This is a genomic window from Methylobacterium sp. P1-11, from assembly GCF_008329595.1.
Classification (GTDB): domain Bacteria; phylum Pseudomonadota; class Alphaproteobacteria; order Rhizobiales; family Beijerinckiaceae; genus Methylobacterium.
Genome location: NZ_NPKS01000039.1, coordinates 23972 through 45621, shown reverse-complemented (window position 1 = coordinate 45621; position 21650 = coordinate 23972). Strand labels below are relative to the sequence as shown.

The window sequence follows — 21650 nt, the reverse complement described above, 5'->3', positions numbered from 1 at the left end:
TTGTCGGGCTGAGAGGCTGCTTGATCGCTTGAGACACCAGCGTTGTATTTTGAGGCAAAACAGCGGTTCGCAAAGAATTACGTTGCCTGGTCCGGACTCATAGGCCGTCACCGGTCTCGTGCGAGCCACGTACTGGCGCTGTGGGCGGACCGGTGCTGGAAAGCTCGCGTGAATTCAGAGCTCTTTATCGATGGCCGATTGACTGGCTCCACCTGCTCAGAAGGGTCACCGTTGGCCGAAGGATGGTCAGGTCGGCCACCAGAGCCGCTAGCATCGCCAGGGCGCTTACCCAGCCAAAGATTCGTAATGACGGCAGGTCGGACAGCACCGTTACGCCCAGCCCGCAAGCGAGCACCACAGAGGTCAGGATCAGCGCCGGCCCGACGAGGACCGTCGCTCGCCCAACACCCAATGCGGGATCCTCATCGACACAGCTGACTAAGCGAAGCCGGTTCAGGAAGTGGATGGTCGCGCTGAGGCCTAGGCCATACGCCACCGTGAGGGCCACGATGCTCGCGAACTGCAGCCCGTCGCCGCGCACCCAGAGGACGGTGCCAGACACGAGGATTGGAAAGATCCCCGGGAGAATGCTGGCAAGTCCGACCACGACCGAGCGGAAGGCTAGGCCGATGAAGAGGGCCATGAAGCCGATCTCGACCGTGAGGCTTCGGTTGAGTCGCCCGATCATACTGGCCGAGTTGCGGGCGGCAACGGCAGAGAGGCCCGTCACCGCGATCCGGTAGTCGGGGTGAAGGCTCCGAACGTCGCTCAGAACCCTCTCCAGCGCCTCCGTGACCGGGACGAGATGTTCGATGTCGACGTCCGGCAGGCGGCCCGTTACGACGGTCGCATCTTGTTCGACCGGGATGAACCGTCGTGTGAGATGGGACGGCAACAGCTCGGCGTAGCGTTTGAGCACGGCCGTGTCGGACCCGTGCCCGGCTTCCGCTAGCCAGCGGCGAAGGGTCTCCAGGGACCAGACGTTGCCGATGCCGGGCTGTGCCTCCAGCGCGGCGTGCACCTCGGCGACGGCGGCCAGCGTCTCTGGGGCGTAGAGCGAGGCGCCGCTCGGGAACTCGATCAGCACGTCGACTGGGTTCGCGCCCGTGAGCTTCGCGTCCAGTTGACCGTTTGCAGCCACGGCCTGGTGCTTGTCGGGAACCTGATCCGCGAGGCGGTAGTGGGGCTCCAACTGGGCGTAAGCCACCGCCAGAAGCGCGACGACGGCGAGGCTCAGGAGGCTGTAGAGCCCTGGCCGGCGCGTCATCCGCGCCGCGATCCAGGCGCAAGCCGCACGCAAGGCATCAATCCCCGGGTCTGACTTTTGGATGACGCTCATTTCGGATTGCTCGGGCCGCACAAGCAGGACGCCGAGCAGCGGCACCAGCGTCAGAACCGCGAAGAGGGCGATCACGGTCGAGAGCAGGCCGGCTTGGCCGAAGGTGCGGATCAGATCCGATTCCGAGGACATAAGGGCGGCAAACGACAGAGCCGCTGCGGCATGCGTGAGCACGCACGCAGGTCCGACGACCAGGACGGCATTGCGGAAGGCGTCGCGCTTAGCCTCGCCAGCGATCAGCCGGTCGCGCGCAGCGAAGGTCAGCTGCATCGAGTCGGAGAAGCTAATCACCATGATCAGCGGAGTCATCATGTTGAGGAACATGTTGAGGCGGAAGCCGAGCCAACCGAGCGCACCCAGCGCCAGCAGAATGGCGATCAGCGGAGGGCCGGCGGCGACGACCATGTAGGAGAGCCGCCGGAAGAATAGGACCGCGATCAGGCTGCCTGCGGCGAAGCCGAGCCCGTTGTAGAGCAGCCGGTCACGCTCGACCGCCTCCCGGATCTCCAGCTGCATGACCGGCACACCCGAAAGGCGCACGCTCAGCCCCGTCTCGCCAAGGTCCCGGGACGCCACCGTCCGGATCTCGCCCACGACGTCGGACAGGCTCGCTGTGCCGGCAACGGCGGGATCGAGGGCCACGACCACGAGCGCGAGGCGCCCGTCCTCGGACAGCAGCTTGCCGCGCAGGATCGCGTTCGCCCGCACACGAGTGATCAGATCGTCGTAGGCCGCACCATCCGGCAAGGTCTCCGGAAACAGCGCTGCAGGGATATGCCCATCCTCCGGCGGCTGCCGGGCGGAGAACAGGGAGATGACACCGCGCGTTCCATCGATGAGCTGCACGTCGGTGACCAGGTCCCGCAGGCCTTCCAGGGACGTGCGCTCAAGCAGGCCACCGCCCTCGACGACGAGAAGCACATCGAACTCGCTCGATGGGAAGCGTCGGACCAAGCTCTCGTACTGCCGGAACTCCGGGGTGTCGGCCCTGAACAATTGCCCGAGCGAGTCGTCGATGCTCAGGTGTGCGATGCCGAAGATCGAACTGACGCAGAGTGCCACCAGGAGGAAGATCGCCGCAGCCGGAAAGCGCAGGGCGACAAGCCCTAGGCGCTCGATCCCGAGCGCCAGGCGCTCAGCCTCTGGGGGAGCGCTCGACATCGGCCGGCCAACGAACCTGCCGCCCCGGACGTTCATCTCTTCCGCTCACTGGTCGCGGACTGGGTTATCGGCCTCAGCGGTGCCATGAGCCGCCACGTGCGCATCGGCCTCTCATTCCCGGTTGAGGGTGAGCGATGCGCCGGCGAGGTCTGTGCCCTCAGAACGGATGGTCACGACCTGTCGAGGACCATGGGTCGCGAGCGTTAGAACAGCCGTGAAGCCAGGAGCACTGACGCGCGCCGAGAGCTGCCGGGGATCGGCTCGACCCGAGAGCGTACCGGAAACGCCCCGGGTCGTCTCGGTCCAGGTGCCGGTGATGGCGCCCGCACCATAATCGATGTGGCTGGTCAGTTCGAACCGGTAGCTGTCGCTCGCGCAGCGCAAGGTGTTCTGGACGGCGGTGCCGTCGCCGCCGACCAGATAGGTAGACCGACAGCGGATGCGCTCGCGACTGCCACCTGTCAGCAGAACTGCGCCGCTGCCGGACCAGCTTCCCGCAAGGCTGGCGAATGGCGTTTGCGCCATCCAACGCTGGGCCTCTGCGGTGACCACTATGAACTGAAGGAGGACGATGGCGGCGACGGTACCCGAATGGCGAAGCGGGATGCAGCCTCGCGGCCGGCTGAAGCGCGTCGGTCCTCGTACCTGCCGTGCGGGTACGCCGGTGAGCGCCGTCACAACGGCCATGATCGCCTCCCGAGCGCGTTTATAATTAACGTCACCGTGTCACGACGCGGCAAAGATCCGTGTTGGCGCGGCATGGTGTCGGCCCTTGTGCAGTCCAGAACGAGGGCACCCGTCCGACCTGACGGCTCGGCTTCAGCACCCGTCACAGACACCGTCGTCCTTCAGCAGCTTCTCGTCGATACGATGGGCGCGCCGATCCATCTGCCGGATCTGGGCGCCTTGGCCACCCTGGAGAACACCCTCGCTGTCGTTGAGCGGCGGCGTCGTGATCGCCTGCTGCTCCATGCTGTCGATCTGCGCATCGGTGGGGATCGTGACTTCACTCTGCGCGATGCGGGTGTCCGGTTTTGCCCACGCAGGACTCCCGAAGGCCCCGAAGGGCAGAGCGAGCATCATAAAAGCCAAAAGCACGCGTGGGGTCTTCATCGACGGCTCCCGAGTGAGACTCATCAGCGCCGAAGCGAGCATGGGAGAGGCTTAGCTACATTGCTTGATCGAATGAGCCAGAAGCTCGACATCACAGCTCACGAGCCGCGACGAGCATACGAAAACTTCAGGTGCGCTGCGATTTTTAACTCGTTTGGCTACCTGGATGGTCCAGGGGATCAAGCAGGTCTGAGAGGAGGCGCTACGGTCGATCTCACGTGACGGCAATATTTGCCATCGCGCGGGAGCCCTGCATGCCCGGCGACAAATCTGAAGGGCGGCCGTTCAGGCGGGTGCGGAGGCCGGCGAATGCATGCCGTCCCATGCAAACTATCATCGACAACCTCGCTCCTGCCGACGCGGGTGATGGGGGCATTGTCCGCATCAGCATCGCCGCGGAGGTCGCTACCGTCCTACGCAAGTTCGGCGTTGATATGGATGGCGAAATCCGCTCGGCCAGCCGCGCTTTTGCCGAGGACGGGACGCTCCTGGTCGCTGACCTCGGTAGACTGATGAGCCTCTGCGTCACCCGAACGAACTGTCCGCACTTTGGCCTCTTGGTTGGCCAGCAGGACATCCTTGCCTTCGTCGGGATGGCGAGTGCCATGATACCCCAGTCGCCGACTGTTGCAGAAATCCTGACCAAGTTCGCGCATCACCTACACAGATTGGACGTAACCACTTCGCCGATGCTGACCCAGCACGGCGACACCGCGCGTCTGGAATACGCCATCGTTCAATCCGGGGTCGAGAGCGCGGATCAGATCGCCGACGGTGCAGTCGCGACCGGCGTGAATGTCCTGCGTATGCTGTGCGGATCCGAGTGGTCGCCGACCGAAGTCCTGCTCCCGCGTCGCCTTCCAACCGACCTGGAGCCGTTCGCCCGCTTCTTTCGCGCACCCGTTCGCTTCGAAGCGGGTACGGCGGCTCTGATTTTTCCAGCAAGTTGCCTCGGGCAACGGCTTGAGACAGGTGCCGTGTTGCACCGCCTGTTCGCGGACCGCTTCGAGTCAGCGAGTGCCGTCCCGGTGAATAGCTTGGCAGAGGACGTCCGACGCGTCCTGCGCACGCGCCTGCCCGAGGAAGAGTGTTCCGCCAAGACGATTGCAACCTTGTTCTCGATGCACCGCCGGACGCTCTGCCGCCTTCTCCGGCGCGAAGGTTTCGTCTTCGGCACGTTGGTCAACGAGATCCGCTTCGAAGTCGCACGGCGGCTGTTGACCCAGACTGACATGACCTTCACGCAGGTGGCGCGCGCGCTCGGGTTTGCAGAGATCAGTGTGTTTACCCGGGCTTTCCGGCGGTGGTCCGGGCAGACGCCTACCGCCTGGCGTGCCGCGCATCGGACCGACTAAGCGACTCGCATATCGTGAGAGAGGGTGAACTGAACTGCGCGGCTCGCGGCGGCTCCGATCCGAGCCAGGCTGGCGGCAGGATTATTTATCCGGCTGTTCGCGCTACCTTCGCCGACGAATTTGGAAGGCAAGGTCAACTTGCGCAATGACCAAACTTCGATTGAGGCCAAAACATTCAGGATGTTTGTCGGACAAGGTTCGGGCTTTTGCCGGTCCGGCGGCCAGACTGAGCCTATCACCGACCTGCTCGCTTACCGGTAGAGTCGGCCAATGTCATGGAAGCCGTCTCTGTAGACTCCGACGAGACGGCCGTTGAAGCTTCGTCCCCCGTAATTTCGACCGCCGCGTTACCCTTAGACCCTGCCTCGACGGCGGGCCGGTCGGATAGCGGAAATCCGCAGCTAAACTTTTCGTCCTCAAGACTCAAACGATCAAGCGACCGTTCCGCATGCAGTGTTATATGCCGGCGCGAGCCACGGTCCTCGGCCGGCGTGAACTCGTGCGTTCATCGCGATAGTGAGGGGATCCTGGGAGCACACTCAAGACCGTCGTAGGCCACTCTCGGACAGTGCAGAGGGGTGATCATCGCTGCGCCACACCTTTGCCTGTCCGTCAGAGGCGCGGAGGACGACAGCGTCTTCCATGGCGGCCGATAGAAATTGCGCATGCCTCGGTGGGAGCGAGACCATTTGGAGGCTTCCGTTGCTCAGTCCCTAGAGGTTAAACAATGCGACGGCCGCTTGCCCCCCTCGGACTGGTACTCATCCTCGCAGCCGGCCCGACCTGGGCCCGCCAAGGTAGCCCCATCCGGATCGCCTATCAGTTCCCGAAAGCCTCCGAGGCCGTGAAGATCTATCGGGAGATGCGGTCGCGCCAAGTTCTTGAGGGATTGCGCGAGATCGTCAGCTTGGTCCGGCTGCCGCGGACGCTCACCCTGCGCTTGTCGGAGTGCAATGGCGAGATCAACGCGTGGTACGAGTACAAGACCGCTACGGTCACGGTCTGCTACGAATACATCCAGGATGTATGGGACCGAGCACAAAAGGCCTCCTCCCTGGCCGACCTGCCTCGTCACGGCGCCATTGTCGGCCCGATCGCCCAGGTCTTTCTGCACGAGACCGGGCACGCGCTGTTCCATCTGCTGGACGTGCCTGTGCTCGGCCACGAGGAGGACGCGGCCGACCAGTTCGCCGCGCTGGTTTTGCTGCGCCTGAGACCAACGCAGGCCCGACAGGTGGTCGCTGGTATCGCCACATTGTTCGCAAGCTATGGCGCGGAGGAAAGACGGGAGGAATTTGCCCTCGCCGATGATCACGGGCTGTACTCCCAGCGCCTCTACAGCCTGCGGTGCCTCGCCTACGGATCGGACAGGCGCACCTTTGGCTATCTTGTCGAGGACGGCGACCTGCCCAAAGAGCGCGTAGTGAGCTGCAGGGACGAGTACGGCCTGGCGGCCAATGCCATGGATAGGCTGTTCCACACCCATCTTCACAAAGGCCGAATGGAGCGCGAACGGATCCGGCGGGGGTTTCACTGGGTGGATTAACCGCGCTGTGGTCAGCGAAGTGCACTGAAGTTTTGCAGACGCACAGGCCGAGTCTCTCTTTGGTGCGGTTCCGTGATATTGGCGCCAGAGGGCATTCCTACCGCAAAGAAGAGCGGCATTCGCGAGATATAGCAGAAATTTCGCCAACCCGGGTGTCGCAAAATTGCATCGATTGATCAGCATTCGACGAAGGCCTCTCGTCTGAGTGCTTGCCGCTTAATCCATGCTATGGAATCTTTGCTGCATTCCCGAGCGGGTCCGCCCGCCGATCCTTGGGAGTTGATGAATGCGACGCCTCGGCACGGCGAGCCAATGGGCTGCAGTAGCACTCCTGGGCGGATCAGCCTTGATCGCAACTGAAGAGGTCCGGGCAGCTGAATATGCGCAGGGCATCTACGTGCTCGGCAACCGTGGCCCACTCGCGGGCGTGATCCCCCCGCCCGGCTTTTACTTCGAGAGCGAAACCTACTTCTACCAGGGGGACCTTGGTGGAAACCGTGTGTTCCAGGGCGGCGGCGTCGTGGCCGCAAACGTTAAGATCAACTTCAGCGCGAACTTCGCGACGCCGATCTGGGTCACGCCGGTCGAGATCCTGGGCGGCAATCTCGGCTTCTCCATCACCATCCCGTTCGGCACGCCCGACGTCAGCGCCGGGGCGGTGCTGTCGTCACCCCGCATCGACCGCATCATCGCCGGCCGCGAGCACGATGCCATCTTCAACGTCGGTGATATCTATCTCGCGTCCTTCGTGGGCTGGCATGCCGGCAATTTCCACTGGACCGCGACGGCGCTCGGCGTCGTCCCATCCGGCTCGTTCGAGAACGGCCAGCTGTCCAACATCGCGCTGAACCGCCCGGCCCTCGATCTCAGCGGCGCGCTCACCTACCTCGATCCGGTCCTGGGCTACGAACTCTCGGTCGTGCCCGGCATCACGTTCAACTGGATTAACCCCGCGACTCGGTACCTGACCGGCACCGAGTTCCACCTGGAGTGGTCGGCATCGAAGTACCTGAGCAAGGACTTGTCGATCGGCCTCGTCGGCTATTTCTACGACCAGCTGACGGGTGACAGCGGGTCTGGCGACAGGATCGGCCCGTTCAAGGGCCGGGTCGTATCGCTGGGTGGCCAAGTCGGCTACACCTTCCACGCTGGTGAGATCCCGATCTCGACGAGTGTCAGGGTTTACCGCGAATTCGACGTCAAAAACCGCTTCCAAGGCACCGCGACATATTTGACCATCTCGGCCCCGCTCTGGGTCGCGCCGCCGAGGACGGCTGTAGAATCAAGGTCGGTGGTCGCGAAGTATTGACGGACATAGAAGCAGCCATATTCGCTGTTAGTGGCCTGTGAATTCCCGTTAAAATTGATCAGAAACTGCAGAAACGACGTTCCTCCGGAGATACCCTCGGACAAGACAGGTCGCTATTGTCTTGGATGTCCGGCCCTAATCTCAGTGCTCAAGCCCGCTTCTAAGCTACCGCAGATCTCGGGAGTAATTACCGAACGCTAGAATTTGTTATCTGCTATAGGCCACCATACTGGCCGCGCGAGACTCCTAATCGCCCAGGACAAGACGCGGTATTCGATGGTAAGGGCGGAGACGCGGAAAGTCATTCCTTCCGGGAGCCGCCTAACAGTTTCCCAGACTTGGCGGCACCCACCGCAGCGTCATTGCTTCGCGCCCGTCCATTTATCGTCGACGCCGGCAGGGCCATGCTCGACCGGCAATTCCCCATCGAAGACAGTCTTGATCACTTGTGCAACGCTGGCGCCAACCTCTGATGGGCGTATTGATGTCGCTCGCCGAATAGCTTCGGTCACCACAATGTCGTGGTCTACGATCCCCACGCGCTCAAGTTCGTGCAACAAAAGGGCGTTCATCACCAGGGCTGCGAGAGACTGATGCGCCGCAGCCCCCAGGTTCTTTGCGGTCTGATCCGAAGTCTCCACTTGCATCAGGAGCAGTTCGGTCAACTGCTCAGGGGTGAAGGCGTCATCCGTATTGCTCATGCCGAACCATAAAAGCCGGAGTACGAGAACGTAAAATCCGATCCCGTGCTGCTATCGCTGGGTCAACTGCAGCCACGCAGTCTTAGGCACTTAAGCCGCAACGGAGCTGTCGAGTTCCCTTCAACTTCGGTCAGACTCCTTAGAGGAATTCACCAGCTTCCCTTTGGATCAGGAGCTTACTCTGGCTGATAGGCCACGACGTAGGAGACCGCCCTAGGGGTGGCGATGGCGGTTCATGGGCTGCATGTGATGTCGTCCGTCGTGGTGATGATGGTGCCGCATCATGTGGTTTTGACGCAAGTGACCATGATTTGTCATGTGATGGCGGTGCATGTGCGGCGATGCTACAGTGATGACATCGGTATCCATGCTTGCAGATTCGAGCAAAATAGGCGTTGCCGACGCTGCTGACGGAAAACCCAAGATCGGGACGGCGGCCAGTATGAATTCTGGCATGGTGTTTCTCCGCGCATCGATCTTCCGCTGGTAGAAACCGCAGTAAGTTGGGCTACGGCACGGGGCATCGATGTGGTGCGAGCATGCAGGAGACGTAGCTGCCCTGCTTGATCGAACGAGACGGGTCTTCTCGGGAATGCTCCGGCGGCAGCCGGTTGGCACAACCGGCCGGATAGGCCTTCAATCCGACCGCGTCCTTGTCGTCGCACTCTTAGTTGTAGTTGCCGTGATCAAACTGTTGGTCTTGGCGGTCGAGCTGAGGCCAAGAACCCAAGCGCAGCTGTTTCCCTTCGGAGCGGATCACTAGTCAGGTCGGAAGGTCGCAAGCCACTGAGTTGCCAGCCGAGGGTTGGTGAGGAACTCGCCGCACGGCACTTAGTGAGCCCGTTTAGGAGCCGGCAGGTTAGGCTGCGGATCTTCACGCAGTGCTTCAGTCTCCCCCAACCGGTGGTTTAGGCGCCAAGCGCTGGGCGTCATCCCCGACCATCGCCGGAATGCATGCGTGAAGGCTGCGGGTTCAGAGAACTGCAGGACGGCAGAGATCTGCCCCAAGCTCATGCTGGTGTCGGCCAACAGCCCTCCTGCCACTCGGAACTGTGTCTCGCTGGCAAGCTGCCTGAAGCTCGTGCCCTCAGCCCGGAGCCGACGGCTTAAGGTACGACGGTTCGTCAGTCTCACACGCGCCACCCGTTCGGCACTGCAGCGCTGTTGGGTCACCGCGGTTTGGAGATAGTGACGAAGCTCATCTGTCAGCATGTTCGGCTGGTCGGCCTTAAGCCGGCGAATTTTCCCTTCGAGGGCGCGCCGAGCATCCGGGTCTGCGCCCGCTATGGGTCGCTCCAGCAGCCCGGCCGGAAAGACAAGTGCGGCCACCTCTTCGTCGAAACGGATCGGCGCGCGGAAAAAGTCGCTGTAGGGTCTCGTGTCTGGCGGCACAAAGCGCGGCAGTAAGACTTCCAATAGGGCCCAGTCGGGCCCGCACAGCGCCCGAAGGACGTTGAACATCGTGGCGAGCGCCCGCTCCGAATGATGAGCTGCGCCCTCAGCTCCCGGCTCATAGGGAGAGTAGCTGAGAACGGCCACACCGTCGTAAGCGCCGAGCCCAATTGCGGCGCCCCAGTTCTGCATGCCCACGTGCTCTTCGAAGGCCCGCAGGGCGCTTCCGATTGTGTCAGATACACGCATCAGCGCGCCGATCGGCCCGAGCGAGGCCAGATCAGCGCGCTGCCCGACGAGGAGGCTGAGGTGGCGACAGCCGGTTCGCTCTGCACCCAGTGCGATAAGTTGGCCGAGTGCGGCATAGGAGACCAGAATGTTGCTGCCGTCGAAGAGCCCTGGGTCAAGCCCGACCTCATTGACGAGGGCGTGCGGACTGGCGTCGAGTTCGACTAAAACATCATAGATGGCTTGCGCGATCCCTGGATGGATGAGGCTGAGACGCGGTGGCGTCAAGGGCGTACTCAGAGCTTTGGATGCGGGGGGGCAATCTGAGCTGCCGCCCAAGTTTGGCCTGTAGAAATGCGCCATCGCGAGGCCCCCTTGTTCCGGATCGCTTGATCCCAGCAACATAGGTTAGGTCACTTTGACAAACCATAGGCAGGCGCCTTTAATCAAGCCCGTTCATATCAAGACTGGTACTGAGGTAACCGATTGCGAGCTACTGATTGGCCCGCAAGATGGTGTGTCAGCTGTGCTCGATTAGAGCATAAATTGTTTTCGAGAAACTATCCCCCCAACTTTGGGAACCCTGGGGTATTCAGCTGGCCGACAACTTCTCCAAAACGCCCGCATTGCGAAGCTTCTCCCACCAAACGCTTCAAGCGTATCACGGAGCATTTCCTCCCTTTGCCCGGAGGGCTTTGGTGGTTTCGTCAGCCCTGGATAGGCGGCTAACGCCAAGCTGTACGCCACCCATGAGCGACCCGCAGCCAGACTTTGTCGTCTGGACTATCACAAACGTCGGTGCTCCAACCGTGGATCGCGAGACACGGTCGAGATACGTCCGGCACCGGCGCGGCAACATCCAGCAGGAATGCCGGGAGCGCCGGCGTGACGGCGGCCAAGGTCGTGCCTGCGACGAACGCTCGACGATCGATTAACATGGGGCCAATCCCTCCAGTGCTACCGAGCCCACCTGTGCAGAGGACGACAAGCGATACGTAGGCGAATGACCCCACCGTCGCGCGGCTCCTGCCAGAATCTCGGAGGCGGCATCGGCCGACCCGGCCGCGACTGCGGCCCTGTAGGCTTGCTGGAAGGCGCGTAGTGTTGGGCGATTGTTTAGGTTGACCCGGGCAAGTTCCAAGGCCCGCGCCGCATCGCCTCCGCTGCCGGCGTAGAACTCCGCGCCATGGTCGGCGAATGCCAGCAGATGCCGGTCCAGAAGGGCCTCGAACCCGGATCGCGCGGCCTCCAACTGGCGGCGCGCCTCGTCAAACCGCCCCACGGCCGTCAGCACGTCGGCCAGCCGCCAGGAGACTTCCGGATCGCCGCTCGCGAGCGCCGGCCTGAGGGTCGCCTCCGCTTCATCCCTTGAACCATCCGCCGCGACGATTTCCGCCAGGTGGACGCGGGCCTTCACGTACGACGGCAAACAGGCGATCGCCTTCCGGTACCACCCTGCGGCACGGTCCTCTCGCGGTTCGGGTATGAGTTCCCCCCAAAGCATCCCCAACTGGAAGTAGACCCAGGCCACCGCGAACGGCGACACGTCTTGGTAGTCCCGCAACGCCCGCCGGTAGGTCTGGTCGGCCTCGTCGAAGGCACCCAGATCCGCCAGCAATGCGCCGAGTGCAACCTGGTCTTCCAGGCACCCGGTTCTCACTGCGGCCCCGCGCCGCTTGTCCAACACCGCATCCAGGTTCATGCCGCACGCTTGATCGACGGCCAACAACGCGCGCTCGACGTCCCCGGACGGCGCCCCGCCCTCGCTTGCCCGGGCGAGATGATGCCGCGCATCGGAAAACCGGTGCAGCGCAGACGCGACTTGCGCCTGGATCAAGGCCGTGCGTGCCGATGACGGATCCAGCAGGGCGAGCTGTTCCGAGAGGGACTCCTGGCGGATGAGCGCCGAGAGATCGCCTGCGAACTGACCCGTCAGGTGCTCGAATTCCAGGACGCTCTCCGCGATTCCCGGGCGTTGCGGGTCCCGGTGGAACCGGCTCCAGGCGCGCGACCGCGCACTCTCCAAATTGATGAGGGCGATCCCCCCATCGGTCGTCTGAAAGCATGGTTCGTCGAGTTCCGCCGCCTCAGCCATATGCGACCTCACAACCGCGTCTTGAGGCTATCGAGCCCGGACCTGAACAGGGTCGACACAATCGTCTTGACGATCAGGGAACCCTGGCCGTTCGGAAGGAACTCGGCGCGCCACTCGACCGAGCTGCCGGTCCCCTTCGGCGTGACCGACAGCATCCCGGTGTAGTCGGCCACCGGCAGACCTGCGACGTTCGTGTAGCGATAGAAGCGACCGGCATCGTCCATCGCTTCGAGGCGTTCGATGATCGTCTTGCCATCGATGGTCTCGATGGTGCGCAGTTGACCCGCGCCGTTGCCGGTCAACTGGATCCGAGCGATCAAGGGATGCCAGGCGCCCCCAAACGCTCCGATCAAGGCCCAGACTTTGTCGGGCGGCGCGGCGATTTCGACTCGCTCCATTACATTCTGCGGCTCGGCGTTTGGCTCGGCGAGATAAGGAAATGTCGTGGTGCCTGGCTTCGTCGCCTTCGTTGTCCCACCTTGCAGGAACTCGCGGTCGCGATTGACCATCCATGTCAGCAGGACGTCGATGACATCGGCATCGACGGTGCGGCCGCCGCCGGTCTGATAGGCCTGGCCGTTGAGCGTGCTTTTCTCGATCTCCAGGTGGCTCTTGTCGGTGATGGGCTTCACCACGTCGAACAGCATGAAGTCGTCGAGGAACATCTCGGCATTGGCGGCCAGCGCAGTCGGCGTCCAATCCTGCTCCCCATCCCGCATATCCCAGTTGGCCAAGCTTTCCCGCAAGCGTTGGCGGAACAACGGACGAACGGTTTCATCGATGGCGAACGGGGTCTGCTGGTTCCAGAGGTCGCGGATGTCATCTGCGCCCTGCAGCTGCGCGTTGTTGAGACGAATGTTCGTCTGTTCAGGACGGCCGACCCAATCGATCCGGGGCGGTTCGTGTCCGACAAAGGCGCCCGCCCGCTTCAGCGGGACCGTTTCGGCGATCACCGCGAACAGCGAGCCCTTGTCGGGTTCGAGCACGCGCTCCGTGTCGAATTCGACGAGGATGCACAACACGTTATCGTTGAGCAGCAGGTTTTGGAACTTCTTCATGCCGCTCCCGAGGATCCAGGCGAGGATGAATGGGTCGGAGCGCCTGCCTGCGAATACGCGAAACATTCCGTCGGGTGTCGAGGCTCCTTTGGTGTCGTTGACGAGAACACGCAGCGTCTGCCCATCGGGCAAAGTCCATGTCCCGCGCTGGATCGGCCGGCCCTCCGCCGCGCCAGGCTCCAGCGGGTCAAACCGGCAGGTGAAGCGGATCTCTGGGTCGCTCGTCTCGAACTTGGTAGCCTCGCCGAGGCCGGCCACCCGCGCGCGGCGAACCACAATTGAATGATTGATCGCGTTCGAGAAGATTGCATCCACGCCACAGGTCGGAAAGACGGCCGCGGCCAGCACTGTTCGCGCCTGATTCTCGGGGCTGGTGAAGGCGAACAGGTCGGTCAGGTCGGCCGAGGGGTCGCCGATCTGCCTCGGCCCGTCGATATGGTCGGACATAGCTGGGCTCCGTCGGTGGTCAGCACGACTGGGGCGCCCTCCGTCAAGCGAGCCGCGCCCCCGACGGCGGCCTCAGCTAATCCTGGGCGGCGCGTCTCTCCGGCGGACCGGCGAACGGCGTGATCCGTCCAGGCATCTCGGGAATGGACTTCAGGTACTCGACGAGAGCCCACCGCTGTTCGTCGGTCAGCAACGGGCCAACGACGCCGTCGCCGCGCGGGCCGTTCTGGAAGGAGTGGCCGCTGTTCGAGTTTCCCACCAGGGTCGTGTCGATCAGAAAGCTCCCCGACTGCGCCTTCGTGTCGAGACCGACCTTGACCGGATCGAAGTCGCCGCCGAGGTAGAACTTCTTCGTGCGCTCGGCGGCCGGCAGCAGCATCTCGTAGAGATTGGGCACCGACGCATTGTGCAGGAACGGCGCGGTCGCCCAGACTCCCTCCCGCGGCGCCGCCTTGTAGACGTGCTCGGGTGGCCGCGCCGTCGACCGTTCGCGATAGCCATGCAGGTCCGCTTCCGCGGCCTCGGTGAGCTTGAGTTTGCGCTCGGCCACCTCACGAACCACGACACCGAGGACGGTGCTGAACACGAAGGGCGGCAACAACGGCTTGTCTCGGAACTCCGGCGGCAGGAACTTGCTGAGTTCGCCGGTGATCGCGACGGGCCTGAGAGCCTCGAACTGCGCTTTGTCCGTTCCAACGTCGGTCTGGGGCGTCAACCCAACGAGGACGAACTGTTTGCCGAACTTGTTCGGCTCGGTCATCCGATATGGCCACATGTTGTGGCAACCTGCGCAATTTTCTGCGAAGAGCGCCTTACCCGCCTTGGCCTTGTCGCGGTCGATCCTGCCGAGCACGTCCTCCGGCCAACTCGGCGGAGCCAGGCGGTCCAGCATGCCCTCGACCCGCTGAAGCTCAAGTAGCGCCGCGTTCGATTGGAACAGCCCCTCGGCTGGGGTTTTGGAGCTGAGGTCGACGGGCAGGAAAACGCCCATCGTCTCCCCGAAATTGCGAGCGATGGGATCCTGCGCAAAGGCGCTCCACTGCGTCCACAATCCCTGCGGGGCATTCCAAAGGAAGGGCGGTTTGACCGGCGCGATGCCCGAGGACCAGTTCTCGGGAATACCCGCCAACGTGGCCGTCGTTCGGTCGACGATCATCGTGAGGGCATCCATCCGCCCGGGACCCCACGAGTGCGGCGTGACCGAGGTTCGGTCGGCGTAATCGTGGACCCGAACCGCCTCGCTCTCGACCCGGTTGCGCAGCTTGTCCTTTGCCTCCGGGGTTGCCGCTCCGAGCCGCGCCGCTAGCCGGTCGAACTTGGCCGGATCGGTCAAGGTCGCGCGAAGCGCGCCGTCGACACCGCGAACCAGGCCCTGAAAATCAACTGTATCCGAAACCCCGCCCTCGATGCGAATGAGCTGACCCTTGTAGCGCAGGTGCCCCTGGTGGCACGCCGCGCAGGTCGGGCCAGCGTAGTCGCCCGCCGGCCAACCCTTGATGGGCGTGGCGACCGTCGTCTTGCTGATGCCGATCGGCAATCCGTCCGGATTGGATGGGCTCGCGGCCGCAAGGATCAGGCCGTAGCGTGGATCGTGCAGGCCGGACCGAAACAGGTCCTGGCTATCTGCAGCCTCCAGGTTCAGGAAAAGATCGTAGGCGAGGACGGCCGAACCTTGCGAGAAATGATCGTACCAGTCCCGGTCTTCTTGGGACCAAGCTTGATCGAGGACGATGACATGCTTGTCCGGTGCATTCTGCTGCGCCCTCGTCGGCAGCGCTGCAGATAGCGCGAGCATCGACCCGATACCGAGTTTTTGTAGAGCCTCTTTCATGGTGACGCTCCTCACGCGCTTCGTCGGTCGGACGGAAGAAGGGCGGGGCGAGGTCCCAGCACGGGTCGGCGCACTGCCATCTGTTGGCATTAGGTCGGTCAATGTCCGGTCTTTTCCCGCGGTTCTCCCCAAACGTGCTGATGACCTGCAGGCGTTGCTCAGCGCTCAGCGCGCTGGAACGGCATGTTCTTCGACTTTGACGGTGTCGACGATGTCGGCGGGCTCGTAGCGCCAGCGGGCGGCAAAGCCTGCCAGGAGCGCGCCAACGAGCGGCGAGCCAGAACAGCTCCAAGTATGCCCCACCGTGAACGGCACTGGCCCGGTTGAGCGTGCGGGACTCACTGAAATTTTAGTGGCAGGGATCGAAATCAGGTAAATCAGCACGAGAGCGACGCCGAGGAACCCGATGCCGACTTCGAGATAATCCGCCGACAACACAGCGGCACCGCAGCCACCGAAGGTCAGCCAGAAGGTCAGCCAGAAGGTCAGCCAGAAGGTATCTAGGGATTCCGCCGAGACTCGACGCATCAGCTCGTGGTCCATCTGGCCGCCTCACTAAATGCAGGCGCGGACACTGCCTGAAAGTCAGTGCGGCGAGATGAACTTACAATGGTGGATAATATCATCTCTTTCCAGATGCGGCAACGAACTCTCTTGAGAATCAAAATTGAATTTTTCGAAATCGATGACCCATTTGATCAAGCGTCGCTTCTAGGATCGAAGTATTATTTGGCCGGCCCCTATGGCTTGACTGACGCCTATGTTGGTCCCGGAATCGCTGGCATTTCGAGTTCGACGTCCAACGAATGACCGGCAGATCGATAGGAACAAGGGCAGCGCGGTTCACGCGGCATCGATATAAATCGTAGAGTGGTTCGGAGGCCTCAACATCATCAACGACAGAACCGGATCAGCCCCCGTTGCCGCGTCCGAGGGTTCGTGAACCCGGACTGTGCTGCTGCGGTCACACGAAGCGGAGGCTCTAGGGCAGTACGCCATGAGTGGCTTGGATCGGCTCTGGTGCGGCCTCACCAATCGATTGCAGCAGGTCGATCTCAATGGTGCGCGTCATGGCACGCATCGGCAGCGCGTGAACGCCAGCGGTGAACGGATCTTCTAGATCTAGCCCAATCCGGTTGAGCGCCAAGAACAAGAGCCCGACCACAGATGAGCCCAGCGGAGTGATCCAGCCCAGCTCCTGCACCATGGTTAAGGGCAGCAGGAGGCAGAAAGCCCGCACCAGGACGCCGGGCAGAGCCGAGAACTGGATCGCCAGAGGTGTATTACGGATCCGCTCAAGGCCACCCTGGGCATTGGCGATATCTGACAAGATGCGGTCGACTGCGGCGAGAGCAGCAGGATCGACGGCCCGCTCCTGGGCTACGGTTCGCAAGCACACGCCGACTTCGTACAGGATCGCATTGGGCTTGTTGCGCCGGCCTCGGATGCGGGCCGCAATGTCAGGGGTGAGAAGGCGCTCGACCTCCGCGGTGACATCGACCTCTTGCAAGGCGCCTCGTAGGGCGTGCGCGTAGGCCACCATGGCTCGGGTGAGATCGGGCGCGCCGCCGATCAGCTCCATCATTTGGCGACAAAAGGAACGCGCGTTGTTGGTGATCGCGCCCCAAAGGGTCCGTGCTTCCCACCAGCGCGCATAGGCGGTGTTGTTGCGTACGCTTAGGAACAGCACCAGAGCGGAGCCGATCAGCGAGGTTGGCAGGCTCGGCTGATCCATCCAGGGGCGGTGAGCCACTTGGAAGACCATCACGACGACTACGTCCCAGGCGAGGAGGACGAGAAGCGCCGGGGTGCCCTCGCGCAGCAGTTGGATGAGGCCAGTACGCCGATCGATGATCATCGCGGTCAGTTAGCCAAATACACTGAACGAGATGACTGCCCAGCCACCGCGGAGCCGGTTGGCTTGAGGCCACCGCGCAAGGCATCATCGTGGAAGCACCCGCCATGGAAGCCGGCCCAGCGGGAGCCGCCATTCCTTCGAAAGCCGAGCACCCCATGCGCCTCGCGTGTCAGGACCAAGATGCAAAAGCCCTGCCCGTGAGGACAGAGCCTTAACATGCAAGCCCGCTTTCGCGGTAGACCTAACCCGAAGCAGACATGCTGCTTTCGGCCAGACTACGTCACGCCAGATCGCCATCGCATGCAGAACCGGACGTTCGGCATGGCGCCCATCCCGGCTATCCCCGCTATCCGGGGCGTTTCAGGCGCTTCTTCATTGCAAACATCGGTGTCAGAGTTGCGAACCTAGACTTTCCGCAAATGGCGCGACCGTCGGCGGGTGATCACATCGTGTCACCATCGTAGGCCGGCCAACACCAGTGGGTACACTTAACCGCCAGACTGGCGCGTCGCTCAGGACCAGCTCAGTCTGCTCGACGCCTGCGGAAGTCACTCCCTAAGCATCTCGGGGTGCTTCTCGTCCGGCATCGTCTCACGCACGTGGTGCCGGACGATCTCGGCACTAAACGGCTTGCCGATGAACGTCGCTCCCTCCGGCAGCTCGTCAGGCCCGGGTTCGGCTTGGCCGGAGGCGACCACGACCGCAATATGCGGCCATCGCTCGGCGGTCTGCCTCGCCAGGTCGAAGCCATCCGCGTCCCCCGGCATGTGCACGTCGGTGAAGAGAAGTTGGACCACGTCATGGTGCTGTTCGAGTACCTTCATAGCCTGCGCGACGTTCATCGCCTCAAGCACTTTGAACCCAGCATCCTCCAGGATGCTGGTCGCGTCCATTATGATCAGGGCATCGTCATCGACGACGAGGGCATGGGGCGCATCGCCCGGAGCGTCATGGGTCACCTAGTTCAAGTCGCACCTGTACAGAAAGGTTGCCACTCGACGAATTTGTGATTTAGGCAATCGACTCTAGTGGCTGGCGCACGCGTCATACCCCCAAGCTGTTTCCCAGCCCGTTTTCATCGAGCAACCGCCGTTGGGCATTTTCGGCCTCAAAGGCCGGCCACGTCTTTTCCGCCTCGCGGCAACACCCTGCCTAGGATACGTCCGAGCTGATCGGCCGAGTAAGGCTTGTGCAGCAATTCGAAGCCGTGCAGCCCATCCTGGGCCAGCACGTGGCTGTAGCCCGAAGTCAACAGAACCGGCAGGGCCGGCATCCGACGCTGAAGGGTCTTGGCGAGCTCGATGCCGCCCATGCCGGGCATCACCACGTCGGAAAACACGGCGTCGAAGCCGGCCCCGTCCGCCCCGAGCTTGTCGAGCGCGTCCTCGGCGTTGGCCGCCCAGGTCGTGTGGTAGCCGATATCCTCCAGGATCTGGGTCGCAAACCTGCCGACCTCGACGTTGTCCTCGACGACCAGCACGGACTGGCCATCGCCGGTCGGGAAGGTCTCCCCGTCGATGGCCGATGCCGGGCGCTCGAAGGCGACCGCCGCGATCATCGGAAGGTAGAGCGTGAACGTGGTGCCCCGTCCGCGCTCGCTCTCGACCTCGATGTCACCGCCGGACTGCTTGGCGAAGCCGAAGACCTGGCTGAGGCCGAGCCCGGTGCCCTTGCCGACCTCCTTGGTGGTGAAGAAGGGCTCGAAGATGCGGCCGATCTGGTCCGGCGCGATGCCGGTGCCGGTATCCGTCAGGGAAATAGACGCGAACTGGCCGGATGCGGCGGCGTGCCCTCGAATGGAGGGCAGGTTACTGGTGTCGTCGAGCCGGAGGGTCAGCGTGCCCGCTCCGTCCATGGCGTCGCGCGCGTTCACCGCCATGTTGATCAGCGCCGTCTCAAACTGGCTGACGTCGGCCTTCACGAAGCACGGCAGGTCCGGGATCGCGGTGACAACGCGAATGCGGGCGCCGGTCACGGTGTCGAGCATGTCGGCAATGCCGCGAAGGCGGTCACCGACGTCGAATACCTCGGGCTTCAGCGTCTGTCGTCTGGCGAAGGCGAGGAGCTGGCTGGTGAGCTTCGCGGCCCGGTCAACGGTGTCGGAGACGGCGTCCATGTAGCGGGCCCGGCGTTCCTCCGGCAGGTCCGGGCGCCGCAGGAAGTCGACCGAGGAGCGGATGATGGTCAGCAGATTATTGAAGTCATGGGCCACTCCCCCCGTCAGCTGTCCAACCGCCTCCAACTTCTGCGACTGCCGCAACGCCTCCTCCGCCCGGCTCAGTGCGGCGGCCTGCTCATACTCGGCGGTCGTGTTCCGGCCGGTGGCGTAGATCTGGCCGTTCTCGAACACCCCCGTCCAGGAGAACCGGCGATAGGTGCCGTCCGCGTGCTTGAGGCGGTATTCATAGGGCTTGACCATCGGGGCCGTGAGGACCCGGCCAAGCGCGGCCTGTGTCGCATCCAGGTCGTCCGGGTGCGTGAACCCGACGAAGCTTTGCCCGACGAGGTCGGACACTTCCCAGCCGAGCAACGTCTTCCAGGCCGCGTTGACGGCCAGGAACGTCCCCTGCCCATCAGCGATGGCGAGGAGATCCGGTGACAGCCGCCAGGCTTGCTCCAGGGCGCGTGCACGGTCGGCGACACGACCTTCCAGTGTGGCGTTCAGGTCTTGCAACGCAGCCGTGGCCCGCTCCGCGGCCCGGCGCGCCTCCAGCATCTCGCGCTCGTAGCGCCGGCGGTCGGAGGCGTTGAACACGGTGATCCGGATGAACCGGATGTCGCCTCCTTCGTCCCGGCGCACTACGGCGTTGACCAGGACAGGTAGCGTCGTCCCGTCCGCTCGCATGAGGTCGAGGGCCACCTCGTTGAAGAAGCCCTGCATCCGTAGGAGCGGCGCGAAGTGGGTCTCGTAGTAAACCTTGCCGGCGATGTTCAGCAGGTCGAGGAAACGGCGGCCGACGAGATGCTCGTTGGTGTGGCCGAGCCAGGTCGCGAGCGTGCGGTTCACCTTGGAGATGCGCCCGTTCGGCAGAGCCGAGGCGTAGCCGCAGGGCGCGTTCTCGAACAAGTCCTCTAGGTCGTCCGCATCTTGCGTTTCGAAGTCAGGGGTCACCTCATCCACGCTCCGCCCCCCCTGAGGAATCCGTCGATGGCCGCGATGGTCTCCCCGGGCGCGCTGAGATTCGGGCAGTGGCCCGTCGCATCGAGCAGGACGAACGCGCTGTTGGGCAGGTGCCGGTGGACGTACTCGCCGACCTCCGGAGGCGCGATCACGTCCTCCGAGCTTTGCAGGACGAGGCAACGCGCCTTCACGCCGGCCAGGTCGACGCGGTTGTCGGCGAGGAAAGTGGTGCGTGCGAAGCGCCGGGCGATGTCTGGGTCCGTGCGGCAGAAGCTGTTGGTAAGCTCCTCGCCGAGTTCGGGCCGGTCGGCATTGCCCATGATCGCTGGCGCCATCGCCTGCGACCAACCCATGTGGTTGGTGTCGAGGAAGTCGAGCAACTCTTCGATCTGGGGCGAGCTGAAGCCGCCAACGTAGCCATCGTCGTCGAGATAGCGCGGCGACGGGCAGACCAGCACGAGGTCCGCGAACAGCTCGGGAGCTTTCTTCGAGGCGAGGATGCCGATCATGGCGCTCACCGAATGCCCGATGAACACCCCGTCCCTGACGTCGAGGGCGCGGCAGAGCTCGACCACGTCGTCGGCATAGCCGTCGAGCGAGGTGTACTTGCCAACGTCGTAGGCCGACAGGTCCGAACCACCGGCGCCGATATGGTCGAACAGCACCGTGCGGTAGCGGTCCTGGAAGGCCGGTGCCACGTAGCGCCACATGTTCTGGTCGCAGCCGAAGCCATGGGCGAACACCATGGCGGTCCGTCCGTTGCCGACCAGCCTCGCATTGTGTCGCCGAACCACCGACAAAGGTGCCCCCCAGAAAGCCGAAGATCTAACATGCCTTCCGGCAGCGCGCCCGCCACCTTCCGACGGTCAACACCGTGCCGCGGAGGGCGTTCAGATGAGGTGTTCCGCGCGCCGGCCTTCTTATACGGTCCCGACTAGGGAACCGGTCCCAAAATATCGGCGCGCGTTATCCCCGCAACCTTGTATGCCTTCATGAGCGAGGACAGGGACCGCACCGACGGAGCGCCTGCGCTGACCAAGGACCCTGGGCTGCTGATGCCGCCGATTCCAGGGCGATTGCCGCCCCCGCTGGAGCC

The 21650-nt window shown here is 63.2% G+C and carries 16 protein-coding genes; 3 read left to right on the top strand and 13 right to left on the bottom strand.

The window, feature by feature from the left end; all coding sequences use genetic code 11:
• Positions 1 to 184: 184 nt before the first annotated feature.
• The 3 genes from CIW48_RS28240 to CIW48_RS28230 form a co-directional block, all read right to left on the bottom strand.
• Complete coding sequence (locus tag CIW48_RS28240; RefSeq protein WP_246695453.1) at positions 185 to 2500, bottom strand: MMPL family transporter; 2316 nt, start codon at positions 2498 to 2500, stop codon at positions 185 to 187.
• A gap of 111 nt (positions 2501 to 2611) precedes the next feature.
• Positions 2612 to 3187: a hypothetical protein gene (locus tag CIW48_RS28235; protein ID WP_149313741.1), complete on the bottom strand. Its 576-nt coding sequence runs from the start codon at positions 3185 to 3187 to the stop codon at positions 2612 to 2614.
• Positions 3188 to 3319: 132 nt separating this feature from the next.
• A complete protein-coding gene (locus tag CIW48_RS28230; RefSeq protein WP_149313740.1) occupies positions 3320 to 3613 on the bottom strand; it encodes a hypothetical protein in 294 nt (97 codons plus the stop codon).
• A gap of 254 nt (positions 3614 to 3867) precedes the next feature.
• Between CIW48_RS28230 and CIW48_RS28225 the strand changes: the two genes are divergently transcribed.
• The 3 genes from CIW48_RS28225 to CIW48_RS28215 all read left to right on the top strand — a co-directional run bounded on the left by CIW48_RS28225 (position 3868) and on the right by CIW48_RS28215 (position 7823).
• Positions 3868 to 4968, top strand: a complete 1101-nt coding sequence (locus CIW48_RS28225; RefSeq protein WP_149313739.1) for an AraC family transcriptional regulator — start codon at positions 3868 to 3870, stop codon at positions 4966 to 4968.
• Between the two features lie 727 nt (positions 4969 to 5695).
• Positions 5696 to 6514 (top strand): DUF4344 domain-containing metallopeptidase, encoded by an 819-nt coding sequence (locus CIW48_RS28220; RefSeq protein WP_149313738.1) that lies wholly within the window; start codon positions 5696 to 5698, stop codon positions 6512 to 6514.
• A gap of 286 nt (positions 6515 to 6800) precedes the next feature.
• The gene (locus CIW48_RS28215; protein ID WP_149313737.1) at positions 6801 to 7823 is read left to right on the top strand and encodes a transporter; all 1023 of its coding nucleotides are present in this window, start codon (positions 6801 to 6803) and stop codon (positions 7821 to 7823) included.
• 359 nt (positions 7824 to 8182) lie between these two features.
• Here CIW48_RS28215 and CIW48_RS28210 read toward each other — a convergent pair whose 3' ends face one another.
• The 10 genes from CIW48_RS28210 to CIW48_RS28165 form a co-directional block, all read right to left on the bottom strand.
• The gene (locus CIW48_RS28210; RefSeq protein WP_149313736.1) at positions 8183 to 8524 is read right to left on the bottom strand and encodes a hypothetical protein; all 342 of its coding nucleotides are present in this window, start codon (positions 8522 to 8524) and stop codon (positions 8183 to 8185) included.
• Positions 8525 to 9355: 831 nt separating this feature from the next.
• A complete protein-coding gene (locus CIW48_RS28205; protein ID WP_246695452.1) occupies positions 9356 to 10432 on the bottom strand; it encodes an AraC family transcriptional regulator in 1077 nt (358 codons plus the stop codon).
• Positions 10433 to 11075: 643 nt separating this feature from the next.
• Entirely contained in the window at positions 11076 to 12239 is a 1164-nt protein-coding gene (locus CIW48_RS28200) for a hypothetical protein (RefSeq protein WP_149313734.1), read from the bottom strand.
• Between the two features lie 8 nt (positions 12240 to 12247).
• Positions 12248 to 13744 carry an SRPBCC family protein gene (locus tag CIW48_RS28195; protein ID WP_149313733.1) on the bottom strand — a complete coding sequence of 499 codons (1497 nt, stop codon included), beginning with the start codon at positions 13742 to 13744 and terminating at the stop codon, positions 12248 to 12250.
• A gap of 76 nt (positions 13745 to 13820) precedes the next feature.
• On the bottom strand, positions 13821 to 15575 hold the full coding sequence (locus CIW48_RS28190; protein ID WP_149313732.1) for a di-heme-cytochrome C peroxidase: 1755 nt from the start codon (positions 15573 to 15575) through the stop codon (positions 13821 to 13823).
• A gap of 165 nt (positions 15576 to 15740) precedes the next feature.
• A complete protein-coding gene (locus tag CIW48_RS28185; RefSeq protein WP_149313731.1) occupies positions 15741 to 16118 on the bottom strand; it encodes an aquaporin in 378 nt (125 codons plus the stop codon).
• A gap of 439 nt (positions 16119 to 16557) precedes the next feature.
• Positions 16558 to 17433 (bottom strand): bestrophin family ion channel, encoded by an 876-nt coding sequence (locus tag CIW48_RS28180; protein WP_149313730.1) that lies wholly within the window; start codon positions 17431 to 17433, stop codon positions 16558 to 16560.
• Between the two features lie 548 nt (positions 17434 to 17981).
• On the bottom strand, positions 17982 to 18392 hold the full coding sequence (locus tag CIW48_RS28175; RefSeq protein WP_281407396.1) for a response regulator: 411 nt from the start codon (positions 18390 to 18392) through the stop codon (positions 17982 to 17984).
• A 149-nt stretch (positions 18393 to 18541) separates the two neighbouring features.
• Entirely contained in the window at positions 18542 to 20545 is a 2004-nt protein-coding gene (locus CIW48_RS28170; RefSeq protein ID WP_149313728.1) for a PAS domain S-box protein, read from the bottom strand.
• Positions 20542 to 21354, bottom strand: a complete 813-nt coding sequence (locus tag CIW48_RS28165) for an alpha/beta hydrolase (RefSeq protein ID WP_149313727.1) — start codon at positions 21352 to 21354, stop codon at positions 20542 to 20544. Before CIW48_RS28165 ends, CIW48_RS28170 begins: the two co-directional genes overlap by 4 nt.
• Positions 21355 to 21650 lie beyond the last annotated feature (296 nt).

Excerpts from the sequence above, each read along its gene's own strand:
- CIW48_RS28180 (WP_149313730.1), bottom strand. The coding sequence starts at position 17,433 with ATGATCATCGATCGGCGTACTGGCCTCATCCAACTGCTGCGCGAGGGC.
- CIW48_RS28200 (WP_149313734.1), bottom strand. The coding sequence starts at position 12,239 with ATGGCTGAGGCGGCGGAACTCGACGAACCATGCTTTCAGACGACCGAT.
- CIW48_RS28215 (WP_149313737.1), top strand. The coding sequence starts at position 6,801 with ATGCGACGCCTCGGCACGGCGAGCCAATGGGCTGCAGTAGCACTCCTG.
- CIW48_RS28190 (WP_149313732.1), bottom strand. The coding sequence starts at position 15,575 with ATGAAAGAGGCTCTACAAAAACTCGGTATCGGGTCGATGCTCGCGCTA.
- CIW48_RS28210 (WP_149313736.1), bottom strand. The coding sequence starts at position 8,524 with ATGAGCAATACGGATGACGCCTTCACCCCTGAGCAGTTGACCGAACTG.
- CIW48_RS28240 (WP_246695453.1), bottom strand. The coding sequence starts at position 2,500 with ATGTCGAGCGCTCCCCCAGAGGCTGAGCGCCTGGCGCTCGGGATCGAG.
- CIW48_RS28220 (WP_149313738.1), top strand. The coding sequence starts at position 5,696 with ATGCGACGGCCGCTTGCCCCCCTCGGACTGGTACTCATCCTCGCAGCC.
- CIW48_RS28230 (WP_149313740.1), bottom strand. The coding sequence starts at position 3,613 with ATGAAGACCCCACGCGTGCTTTTGGCTTTTATGATGCTCGCTCTGCCC.
- CIW48_RS28225 (WP_149313739.1), top strand. The coding sequence starts at position 3,868 with ATGCCCGGCGACAAATCTGAAGGGCGGCCGTTCAGGCGGGTGCGGAGG.
- CIW48_RS28185 (WP_149313731.1), bottom strand. The coding sequence starts at position 16,118 with ATGGACCACGAGCTGATGCGTCGAGTCTCGGCGGAATCCCTAGATACC.
- CIW48_RS28235 (WP_149313741.1), bottom strand. The coding sequence starts at position 3,187 with ATGGCCGTTGTGACGGCGCTCACCGGCGTACCCGCACGGCAGGTACGA.
- CIW48_RS28195 (WP_149313733.1), bottom strand. The coding sequence starts at position 13,744 with ATGTCCGACCATATCGACGGGCCGAGGCAGATCGGCGACCCCTCGGCC.